This window comes from Paenibacillus sp. FSL K6-1566, from assembly GCF_038050475.1.
GTDB classification, from domain to species: Bacteria; Bacillota; Bacilli; order Paenibacillales; family Paenibacillaceae; genus Paenibacillus_AQ; species Paenibacillus_AQ lactis.
This window is the reverse complement of sequence record NZ_JBBOSR010000001.1, coordinates 3,217,252-3,229,039: the sequence shown is the minus strand read 5'-3', so window position 1 is coordinate 3,229,039 and position 11,788 is coordinate 3,217,252. Positions and strand designations below refer to the sequence as shown.

At 50.8% G+C, this 11,788-nt stretch carries 5 protein-coding genes and 2 pseudogenes; all 7 read right to left on the bottom strand.

Annotated features, from left to right (window positions below; genetic code table 11):
• Positions 1 to 21 precede the first annotated feature (21 nt).
• The 7 genes and pseudogenes from NST08_RS29915 to NST08_RS14170 all read right to left on the bottom strand — a co-directional run bounded on the left by NST08_RS29915 (position 22) and on the right by NST08_RS14170 (position 11,780).
• Positions 22 to 225 carry an alpha-L-rhamnosidase C-terminal domain-containing protein gene (locus NST08_RS29915; protein ID WP_445933646.1) on the bottom strand — a complete coding sequence of 68 codons (204 nt, stop codon included), beginning with the start codon at positions 223 to 225 and terminating at the stop codon, positions 22 to 24.
• A gap of 51 nt (positions 226 to 276) precedes the next feature.
• Positions 277 to 2,586: pseudogene (locus tag NST08_RS29910) on the bottom strand (family 78 glycoside hydrolase catalytic domain); the annotation flags it as partial.
• A 234-nt stretch (positions 2,587 to 2,820) separates the two neighbouring features.
• Positions 2,821 to 3,576: an SDR family NAD(P)-dependent oxidoreductase gene (locus tag NST08_RS14190; protein WP_341342629.1), complete on the bottom strand. Its 756-nt coding sequence runs from the start codon at positions 3,574 to 3,576 to the stop codon at positions 2,821 to 2,823.
• An 874-nt stretch (positions 3,577 to 4,450) separates the two neighbouring features.
• A pseudogene (locus NST08_RS14185) lies at positions 4,451 to 6,028 on the bottom strand (glycoside hydrolase family 43 protein); the annotation flags it as partial.
• Positions 6,029 to 6,117: 89 nt separating this feature from the next.
• Positions 6,118 to 8,931, bottom strand: coding sequence for a glycosyl hydrolase (locus NST08_RS14180; RefSeq protein ID WP_341341885.1), 2,814 nt, complete (start codon positions 8,929 to 8,931; stop codon positions 6,118 to 6,120).
• Between the two features lie 132 nt (positions 8,932 to 9,063).
• A complete protein-coding gene (locus tag NST08_RS14175) occupies positions 9,064 to 10,782 on the bottom strand; it encodes an extracellular solute-binding protein (protein WP_341341884.1) in 1,719 nt (572 codons plus the stop codon).
• 122 nt (positions 10,783 to 10,904) lie between these two features.
• Positions 10,905 to 11,780, bottom strand: a complete 876-nt coding sequence (locus NST08_RS14170) for a carbohydrate ABC transporter permease (protein WP_341341883.1) — start codon at positions 11,778 to 11,780, stop codon at positions 10,905 to 10,907.
• Positions 11,781 to 11,788: the final 8 nt, after the last annotated feature.

The window sequence follows — 11,788 nt, the reverse complement described above, 5'->3', positions numbered from 1 at the left end:
ACTTCTATTCCAATAGTTTCACTACCGCTTAAAGAAATATTGACCAGCGCCAACGGTTTCACTTTTCCCATCCGGCAAATGAATATCGGCTGTACAGTTAGGTGGTATCTCTATGATGAATTCAACCTGTTCATTTTTCCTATACCAACCGCTGCGTACCATGCCATATATGCTATCGTAGCTAGCCATCGCCTGTGTCAAACTGCGCCCAGGCATTGGCTTGATAACAAAATGGTAAGATATCCCTGTTGTTCTGATACCAGCGACCGAACTAAATAGCCATTCACAAACAGAACCGCCCGTATAATGGTTCAAGGAAGCATATTGCTTGCCCTCAATAAACCCTGTCCAGTGCTCCCATATGGTAGTAGCGCCGTTTTTAACCTGATACAGCCACCCCGGTGCTTCTTCTTGCTCCAAGGTGGCATAGGCTGTATCCAAGTATCCGTTGTCATCCAATACTGGCAACAAGAACGGCGTTGACAAGAAGCCGGTTCCCACACGATAATCCCGGCTCTTCATCAATTTATCCAAACGTTTGGCAACTCTTTTTCGGGCTTCTTCATCTAAAAGCCCGAGCGCCAGAGGACGAACCAGTTTTGACGGTCGGATAGAATCGATATCATTCTTCTTGACAAAAAGGTGGTTGTACGCTTTTTTTCCACCTATGGCATTTGTCTTATACTGGTTTTCCAGAGGCCAGTTATTTTTTTGGGAAATCTCATGCATCAATCGCATTACATAAGCATAATAGGCGGTTGCCTCCTCCGGACGCGGAAAGCCTAGGGACATTACGCTCTCAAACTTTTCCTCGGCAGGTTCAGCCCACTCCCCCCAGTGCTTGCCTACCTCGTAGGTATAACGGCGGTAGGGGTTGTGAATGAGCAAGCGCAACGGATTTCTTTTTTTGGCGCGCTTTTCCATAAATGCCGCGTATTTTTGCATCATCTCACGGTTATCATCCAGAATAGCGGTATCTCCATAAAGCTTCCAGTAACGGTATGGAATCAACACGGCGGCATCCGCCCAACCTACTGAGCCCTGCATCATATCAACAATTGGGTCGCTACCAATCGTAGGTACGATATTCGGGATCAAGCCATTCTGCGTTTGCGCATCCTGCAAATCCCGCATCCACTTTCGTATAAATGGTGCAGTATTCATCAGGTAACTACCAGCCACAAAGAACACCTGCGCATCTCCTGTCCACGCCGCCCTTTCTCGTTGAGGACAGTCGGTAGGAACATCAAGGAAATTGCTTTTCATGCTCCAAAGTGTGTTGTCCACGAGCTTGTTAATCAGCGGATTGGAACAGGAAAATCCCCCCGTTGGCTCCATGTCAGAATAGACAGCCCGTCCTTCAACATCTTGAGAACGGAGTTCACCTGGCCAGTTCTCCACTAAGGCATAACGAAATCCCATCACAGAAAATTCCGTAACATATTCCTGATACCCGTCTGTACAGATATATTCAATCTGCTGTAACACAGGATATTTGCCCACTGGTGGAAGCTGGAAGTTATCCTGGGTAAAATTTCCCTTTGAATCCAGAGCCTCTGTCATACGTAGACGAATGGTATGATCACTTTCCGAAGTCACCCTAAACGCGATACAACCGGCTATGTTCTGACCAAAGTCCAGCACAGTTTCACCCTTGGGTGTAGTAAGAATCGTCGGGAAAAACACCTCTTTTTCACACACCGGGACGTTATTAGAGCATACTAGGTTTGTTGCATACTGTACCGTTCGAGGAGCACCCCAGATTGCATCTTCCAGCTTTAACCGCGCGTCGAACCGCTCTCCGTTTTTCAAATCGTTTTCACGAATCGGGCCTTGGTTTGTCCACAGCCAGTTTTCATCGGTACAGAGAATCTGTTGGCTGCCATCTTCAAATTCAATTTCCAACTGCGCCAAAAGGGCTGTGAAGTCCCCGAATAAATTGGAATTGTTTCGCGCACCAACATTGCCGCGGAACCAGCCATCCCCGATTGCAACAATCAACTAGTGTTTCCCCTGGCCAAGTGCCATAGTCACATCATAGGTTTGATATTGTAAGCGTTTATCGTATTGAGTGGTTCCAGGCGTTAATTTCTGATTTCCTACTCGTGTATTGTCTATATAAGCAACATATAGTCCGCAGGCAGTAATATACAGTCTCGCCCGTTTTACAGATTTATGAATGGATAAGTTTGTTGAAAAGAAATCGGCGGGATAACGCACACCCTTTTCGGGAATATAATTTCCGCTGATCCATGATGCTTTCCAGTCCTGTTGGTTAAGTCCCAGTTCAAAATAAGCTGTCTCGCTCCAGGGACCAACGAATTCTTGTTCATCCCAAAGGCGTACTTTCCATTCGACGCGCTGTCTGCTTTGCAGCGCAGGACCTAAGTATGGGACATGAACGCCCATGGAGGATTCTACTCGACCGCTATCCCAGATCGTATTGTTATCTATTGCGGCTTGTATTTGAAATGCGGTCTGCCTCTTACTGTCCCCCACATATTTCCAATATAGTCTTGGTGCAAAAATATCGATCCCAACTGGATTGTTTAAATATTCCGTACGTAGATCGGTTGCTTTCAACATCGTATCTCACCTTTCTATGAATGGATTCACCGATATGTTGACAGAGGGAATTTCAGACAGTTGCTCCAAGGTAAAGCCCTTTCTACCATGATCGGTAAATCATAACGCCAAGGCAGATTGAGGACCATCTCCAATAAAGAAAAGCAAGAGCAGGCTCTCACGAGGATCCTGCTTCTTGCTTCTTATTCCTTCGCTGATCCTGCATTTTGCTTCTCACCCGTATCCGATCCACGTTTACAGCGTCAACCCGCCGTCTACCGTGACGATTGAGCCGGTCATGTAGCTGGACTTGCCGGTAGCGAGGAACACGACAATCTCCGCAAGCTCCGCCGGTTCGGCAAAGCGCCCGATCCGCATGTTCGGGAACTCCTCCGGCATATACCCACTTTCCTGCATCATCGCGGGAACGGCTTGCGTCAGCGCCGTATCGACGCCGCCGGGGCAGATCGCATTAACGCGAACGCCTTTTCGAACGTACTCGATCGCTGCCGCCTTCGTCAGGCCGATGACGGCGTGCTTACTCGCCGTGTAGGCCGACATGCTATGCTCGGCGCGAATCCCAGCAGTCGAAGCCGTATTGATCACTGAACCGAAACCTTGCTTGTTCATGACCTGCAACACATGCTTTAAACCAAGAAAAACGCCACGAACGTTGACGCCAATGATACGCTCGAACTCCGACAGCTCGATGTTTTCCAGCAGCGAGAATTTCTGAAGTACCCCTGCGTTGTTAAAGAAGGCATCAATCCTTCCGTACGTATCGATTGTCGTCTTTACGTATCGTTCAACATCTTCATTCTTCGAAACATCTGCTTGTACGAAGATACCCTCTCCGCCTAGACCGCGTAAGAGCCTAAGCGTCTCTTCGCCCGTCGCTGAATTAAAGTCGACAGCGACGACCTTGAAGCCGGCTTGGGAAAGCTTGAGCGAGGCTGCTCGTCCGATGCCGCCGCCTGCTCCCGTTACGATAGCGACGGCACCTTCTGGCACTGTCGCTTCCCGGCTAACGGTGGAGCCGACCACAGATGATGAAGGGCCCTCCCCGGAAGTCGACTGGGCTACTTGCTCTCCAATTTCGGCCAGGTCGGCAACGACCGCGTTAATCAACTCCTGCGGTATATTGGCTTGAGGTATGGCAGCCAGTTGCTTGAGCGACAATCCCTTCCCCATGCTGGCCATCGGGTTCGTCGAAATGCCAGGGAGATGCTTTTCCAATACAGTAACGGCTTCTTCATGAGCCAAGAGGTCACCTAGAGTCGTGTTTTCGTTAAAAGCCATTTATTATTCCTCCATTTATCGGTTTGTCTTTCTGTATCCTACTCAAAGATCTGGCAGGAACGCTTGGAAACTTGATTTTCGTCTTCATCCACGAGTTGCATTCCTTTACTTTCAGATTCTTCATGTTTGCTGGCTCTCCTTTCTTAAGACTGCTAGGACGGACTTTCAATTCTAAAAATAGCAAGACATTCGAAAAGAATCTATGTGGAATCGCGCCAATATCAAATGGCTCCCACACTTTAGTAATGCAGCCGAAAAGCCGCGGGAGCTATCTTAACTTAGATAAGGCCGGCCATTCAGCCGACCTCTTTTTACACCTTAATGATTACGTTAAAAGGCTTTGCAAATCGGTAACTATGTCATTCAGTATCTCGTTTGAGATATTCGCTTGCGGAATCATCGACAGCTGTTTCAACGTGTATCCCTTGGCCATTCCAATCATCGGGTTGGCTGAAATTCCGGGCAAGTGCTTCTCCAGTATGTTGGTCGCCTCCACATTCGACAGCAGGTCTCCCAGACTGGTATTTTCCGTAAATCCCTGCGGGACTTCACTCGCTCTATTCTCTTTCGATTGGCTGCGCCGACTCTCGAGCTCCGTGTATCGGAAATAATCGAAATCCGCATGCTTCTGCATTCCACTCAGATCCTGGACACACAAACCAACAAAGTTGCCGGTAAACCGAATAAAACCGTTCTTTTCCGTCGTTTCATCAGCTAAATGCAGGATGTTCATGGCCGTGCCGATAGGCTGCCATTCCCCGCCGTCGATGGCATAGTGAAACCGGACATGCTCTGCTTCGAGGATTGCTTTTAATTTGCACAGACGCGAGCCCTCGATGGACACCTCAGACTCAGGGAATTCTTCATAGTTCCCTTGATAAGAACGAACGAGTCCTAAACACTTGCCCAGTCGCTCATCCCGACTGATCCGCAGGTAAACATAATCGCTCGTATCGTAGTACAAAATTAGACCCGCCATTTGTTGAAAATGCTCGGGGGTAAATTCTACTTCAGTCTCCACTTCGATATGCAGCGTTTGCTGTCGCCTGGCAATCATACTCTGCCGAAACGTTGAACTTAACGATTCTCTCCCCCGCATACGCAAAAAGCCCGGTCGCTCCGTAAGCGACAGCCAGGATGGATCATGCGGTAGCCGGAGAGTGTTCCAACGGATATCAAGGTCGCCGTCATCGAAATGATCCATCTCCGATTCTGCCGGAAACGGGTGCTCCAAAAGATTGAATTCGCAGACTTCTTCATGAGGTGCATTGCCACCTCCCGCAAGCCTAAGCCAACCGTCTTCCGTCCATTCTACTCGCTGGATAGCCGTCTCTCTTCCCAGGATACAGCTGATACCGTTAACTGGTCTGGCTGCCAGATGGACCATCGCCCATTCACCGTATTGCGTTTCCACAAGACACCCGTGCCCCGCTTTTTTCAATAGGGATTCATGATTCCCGGCGGACGTCAGGATCGGGTTTGCCGGATCGACCTCATACGGCCCGTCAATCGTCTTTGAACGCGCCATCGTCACCGCGTGGTTGAGCCAGGTACCACCTTCCGCGGTTATCAGATAATAATATCCCCCGCGTTTATATAGGTGCGGCCCCTCCGTGCATGTCAGATCCGTCCCGGTAAAGATCACTTTCCTCTCTCCGATCAGTTGCCGCCGCTCCGCACAATATTCTTGAAGCACGATTCCCGCAAAATTGTTGCGGCCCGTGCGATGGTCCCACAGCATGTTGAGTAACCATTTACGGCCATCATCGTCATGATAGAGCGAAGGGTCGAAACCGCTGCTGTTCATAAAGACCGGGTCGGACCAAGGTCCTTCGATGTTCTCCGCCGTCACCAAATAATTATGGGTATCCTTAAAGGCCCCCAAGCGGCTTTTGACATCCGTGTATAACAAGTAAAACAGCCCGTTGTCGTAAGTTAAACAGGGGGCCCATACGCCGCAGGAATCCGGATTCCCCGCCATATTCAGCTGCGACGGCCGGGTCAAGGCATGAGAAACGACACGCCAATGCTTCAAATCACGCGAATGATGGATTTGCACACCGGGGAACCATTCGAACGTCGATGTCGCAATGTAGTAATCCTCTCCTACGCGCGCGATCGACGGATCTGGATTAAAACCTCTTATAATCGGATTATGAATCATAGTCTTAGAATCCCCCTTCTATATATCTGCACGCGTGCATGCGGATAACACTTCCATTACGTAGTTGCAAAGGAGTTCTATTGGTTTCATTACAACCCCTCTTGCAGCAGAATAACGACAGGGCCCATCAAGCCGCATTCCAGTGGTTGTCGGTTTCCGTCATCAGCGCACAGCGCATTGTTCAGCGTTGTCGCCACTTCGATTTCGAGCCTATTTTCTTCACCCTGGCAGACGAAGTTGCCAATGGGAATGCGCCGGCCGATCTGATCGGCGGCAGGCAATTCCCGTCCGTTGATATAAACTTTAAACGTATCGCTCACCCTGCCCAAGTCCAGAACAACGGCATTCTGCTTAATTGGAATCGACTCAAGACGGAAAGAAGTCCGATAAGTTCCGATGCCGGATACGTTTTTAAGTTCGGGGATCTCCGTCCACGACTGAAGCTCGGTCAACTCCAGCTCGATCAGCTCGTGTTGTGTCTTTGTGGGATGTTCGCCGGCCGTCCAACTGTCAACGGAGAGTGACCAACGCTCCGGCATGATTCGTATATCTCCTGTAGCCGCCTCATACTCCGCTTTCGCAAACGCTCCCTCCCATGTTCGGGTAACCGCGAGGAGTGCTGTCCCGTTGGGCGCCAGCCGCAGCTTTGATCTAACGCAACCCTCCTCACCTTTCGCTGACAGCTGGCGTACGGTGCCGTCCCAGGCGTTCATTGCATATACCTCTCCATTCCCTGCCAATCGGAGCTCGCCATCGAACGCTTGCTCCGAGCTCGGATTGTAAAGGTAGTAGTAGTTGACGTCTTCCTCGTATCTGCGAGCAGACAGCAGCGGGATTCCGCTGCACACCTCACAGGCAGGGGACACTTCGAGATGCTGAAGCGCCTTGACGGCTTCCTCCCGGTTCTGAACGTGCCGCACCTTCGGGATGCTCTGCAAACGGACGATCCGTTCGCGAAGCAGAGCGTCCTGCAAAGACAGTTTTTCGCGGTCACCGTGCAGGGAGACGACATGCCGGGGAGCTTCGCCGACGATTACGACAGGCAAGCCCGCCTCCGCGAAGGCGATCAGCCGCTCGGCCGTCTCGACGGGAAGGTCTGAAGGAATCTGTCCGCCGCCTTCGTCCATCTCCTCGCGCAAATCGACCACAATTGCCCGATAAGTCGGCCCATCCGCGGCCAGTGCCGGAAGACCGTTGGATGACTTCACATACACGTTTGTTTCTTCCAGTAAGCAAGGGCTCACAAAGTCGTACGTATAGCCGGCCTGTTCGTACGGGGTCAATTCCGTCCCCATGCCGTGATGGATCCCGTCAATATGGTAACGATAAATCGCCAGGTCGACCTTCGGTTTGCCGAGCTGCAGGACGTATTGAGTTCGGGCGATATAGTCCGCGACAATCCGGGTGTGCCGAGCGTTCGGTTGCCGAGGCCCCCATTCGTTCGAGAACATGGAGCCCATAAGCGAAAGTCCCGGCCACTTGAACAGCGCCGCGAAATGCCCGGAGGCCGATGACGTCTCGTAGGACATACCGTGCAATACAGCTTGATTAATGCCGGCAGCATAACCCCGGTGCAGTTGCCACAGCAGTCCAAAGTCCTGACCGGTCCACGTCTGCTTGTAGCCGTAACCCATGACCGCTCCGACCTCGAACGAATATATCGGCCGGTCGTACAGGTGGACAGCGCCGGATTGCAGCCTATAGCCATCCGTCGAATCCTTGAAACCAAGCGATTCTGTCTCCGGTATATCCACTTCGGACAGCCCGGAAGTAAGCTCCGTCGGCATGCCATAAGTTTGATACCGAAGCTTCATGTTGTGGCCGTTTGCCCATTGCCTTAACGTTCTGAGATGGTTTTCGCGGAACATGTCAGTTAACGTCGCGAAGAAATCGTTGCGAATGCGCCTGTTCACTGCGCGATCTTCGAAGTCATACTCCGAATCTCCGTCCGTGCGGTTGCCCGCGCCCAATTGATACAGGCCTTTGACAAACAGCGATGGCAGGTAAGGCGTCAGGTCGTAGCCGCGGCGGGTGCGGAATTCCTCCAGAACCGACGGCGACCAGATCGCGACAGGCATCGGCGTCGCGCCGTACATCCCGCCCAGCATCGTGGCGTTCAGCTCGATGGAATCGCAGAACAGGCTGCCGGCGTTCTTCTCGTACAAGGCGCGAATATCTGGATCCGCGAACAGCCGATCATCCCAGAAATCCGTCACTGCTTTGGCGGCGGATCTCGAATAATGATCGACGACAGGGGCGCCGATCGAATCGTTCATCTGCAGGTTCGTCTGGCTCCAAAAGCCGAACAGGCACCATTCGCCGTCGCCGGGAGATAGCCACTCGATGTGGTCGCCTTCAACAGCGGAGCTTAGGACGGCAGCTGTCTCCAGCTCCAACGTCATGACCTTGCCTGTTCTGCCGCCAAACTTGCGCGCCGCTGTCACAGCCACGAGCTTGCGCGGACGTTCGAGATCGATCGTATCGGGCACGGGGATCTCTCCGTGGTATGTCCCTTCGAACAGCGCAGTTCCGACATGAAGACCCTGTGCGCAGCGTTCGTCGTTCTTGTCCATTACGGCTGGCGTTGCAATCGGCCATAGAGGTCCGACCGTGAAGTCCAGTTGGAAGCTCAGCGGAATGGCGGCTTCGAGTGCCGACTTCATCCGATTGTTCCATTCTTCGCCGCCGAACCCGTATCGGTTAAATTCCGAAGGGTCCATGTCCGCAGGCGGGATCGAAAAAAAATGGATGAGCTCCGCGCCGCCATACCCGCTCCCGGCCATCCACTCGATCTCCCGCTTGATCTCCTCATTATCCATAAACGCGCCCGGAAGCCACCATCTCAATTTCGGACGGTAACGGTTAGCCGGGGATTGAAATTGTTCCGAATCCCATTTGTTCATGATATTCTCCCTCCTGTAATCTGAAAGTAGCATAGCTTTGAACGATTTGAATATGTGAGATCGCGCCATTTTCCCGTTAGAATAGCAAACGGCTCCGGTATGTACCGAAGCCGTTTATTCTGCCGGATATCGTTACTGCTTAACGGAATCGTACCATTCGTTGACTTCTTCCGTAATTTTGTCTCCACCTGAGGATTTCCATTTTTCTACAAAATCGTCAAAGGCGTCTACAGGCTTTTTGTTGTAGATGATTTCCGTGAAGGTGTCCATCTGCATTTTCATCAATAGCTCGTTGCGCGAAGTCATTGTTGGCGTTGTCGGACCCTGGAAAAAATTAGGCACATCCGCATCCGTCTGCGTTGCAATGACAAGCCTTGCCACATCCGATATTTTCTCAAGTGGGTTGCTGTCGTCCACCGCCAAAATACCGGATGAGGCAAAGAAAGCCATTTCCCGATTCGTCAGTTCCTCGCCTCTGGCTCGTTTAAGGCTGGCTTCCGTTAATTTGGACATATAAACAGTTTGTGCACCAGAAATCGTATACTTCATGGTCGGGATTTTGCCTCCCGGAATTTGACTTTCTTCCACAATCGCTTTGCCGTCCTTGATCACATAGTCGTAACCTTCCTGAAACCCTTTAAAGAGAAACGGATCTTCGGTATTGTACGATTCATACAGCGCGTTCTGATAGTGAAAAAAGGCTTGCAGCGCTTCTTCGGAAATATCCTTGCTGATCATGATAGCGCCTGTATGCGGGCTGTCGATCTTACGCATGTTCTTGCCGCCCACTCCTTGCGGAAGCGGATAAGGCGTATACATAGCATTTGGGTTTGAATCGAGCATCAACGCTCCCGGGTAGACCATCAGCCAGTCCGCTCCGCCCAGGATGCCGATTTTTCCGGACGCTACGTTTTCTGTGATCTTATTGAAATCATGAAGAGCGATATCGTCGGCAATGTAGCCTTTTTGTTTCCACTCACTCAGCTTCGCTAACGCTTCCCTGATCTCAGGTTGAATAGAACCGTATTGAAGCTTTCCGTCCTCTCCCGGATACCAGAGTTCCGGAATCGCTCCGAACAAACCGAAAATCCACGACGGATCTCCAATCGGATATTTCGTAATCGTATCCTTCATTCCAAACTCCAGGGCATAGGTGTCTTTCTGACCGTTGCCGTCCGGATCCTGATTGACGAAGGCATCCATTACGGTTTCCAGTTCCTCGATCGTTGTTGGAGCCTTCAAATTAAGCTTATCCAACCAATCCTGTCGGATCCACAGAGGCGATTGAGTCCCCAACGTAGGCCTTAAAACAGGCAGTGCGTATTTCTTGCCATCCTGCATAAACGGATACCAAGCTTCCGGTGTCTCCGCCATGGCCTCTTTCCACGTGTCCGAAGCATATTTGTCAAACGCTTCGCCTACGTCAAGCAACTTGCCGGATTCGATAAACAGATTCGTCGTAATGGGCTGGGTTGAAACGAAGACATCGGGAAGCTTGTCTCCGGAGGAAAGCATGAGCTTCAACTTGGTGTCATAAGAAGTATCGGCTGTCGGAGATGTCCAAAGCGTTTCGAGCTTGACACCAAGCGTTTCCTCCGCCCAGCGAGTATGCACATTGTCGTAATATGTCTCACCATTTTTGAATTTGGTGGTAGGGTCTTCTCCCCGAACCATCGTAATCGTTACCGTAGGTTCGATTTTTCCGTTGACGATATTCAGTTTGGTGTCACCTGATGGAACATTGCTACTGTTGGCGTCATTGGCATTTCCACCGCCGCTGCAAGCCGCTAACAACGCGGAAAGGACAATTGCAGCCATCGCCACGGAAAGAAATTTTCTTTTGAAGTTCATTGCATTACCCCCGTTTGGTTAAAATAGGTTTCATATTCATTATAAAAGCGCATACATACCATCAAAATAGCGCTTCCTGAACTTCCGATATCGCAATCTTAACATCGACGGTCTATAAAACCTTATTCCTTCACCGCACCGATGACAATCCCTTTTGTAAAAAAACGCTGCAGCAAAGGATACATCAACAAAATTGGCAGCGCTCCGATCAGGATTTGAGCCGAGCTGATCGAACGATTGTTTAGCTTTGCGGCTTCACTGGCGTTGCTCGCGTCGATGACAGGAACGGCGATAATCGACTTCAAGAATGTACTCAGCGGAACGTTGTCCCCCTTCATATAAATCTGGCCCATTAACCATTCGTTCCATTCCATCACGACGAGGAATAGACCGACAGTCGCCAGCACGGGAAGCGACAACGGCAAAAACATCCGAGCGAACACCTGCCAATGATTTGCCCCATCCATGAACGCCGCCTCTTCTAACTCTTTGGGCAGCGCTTTGAAGAAGTTCATGATCAAAATCAGATAAAATACGTTTACCAAGCTTGGGAGAACCAGCGCCCATATCGAATTGTACAGGCCGAGCTTGGTCACCAGCAAATAAGTCGGGATCATACCCCCGTTAAACAACATCGCGACGATAAAGAAGCCTACAAATCCTTTGTAACCCGCGATGCCGTCTCTTCCCCCGCCTTTGGACAGGACATAGGCCGCCATGCAGTTCACCAGCAGTCCCAGTGCGAGACTCAGAGCCGTCCGTTGCACGGACAGCCACACCGAATTCAGCAATCGAGGGTCCCCCAGCGCTCGCTCATACGAATAGAAATTCAGGCCGATTGGCCAGAAGGTCACCTCGTTCGCTGCGACCGCCGCGCTTGAGCTGAAAGAAATCGCAACGACATGGATTAAGGGCAGAATGCATATCGCGGCTAGAAAAATCATGAAAATGTTGTTTATACTTTGAAACCATCGTTCCGATGCTGGGATTGGCTGCATTTTGTTCA

Bases quoted from the DNA above. Each gene is read 5' to 3' on its own strand.
- NST08_RS14180 (WP_341341885.1), bottom strand. From the start codon at position 8,931: ATGAACAAATGGGATTCGGAACAATTTCAATCCCCGGCTAACCGTTAC.
- NST08_RS14175 (WP_341341884.1), bottom strand. From the start codon at position 10,782: ATGAACTTCAAAAGAAAATTTCTTTCCGTGGCGATGGCTGCAATTGTC.
- NST08_RS14170 (WP_341341883.1), bottom strand. From the start codon at position 11,780: ATGCAGCCAATCCCAGCATCGGAACGATGGTTTCAAAGTATAAACAAC.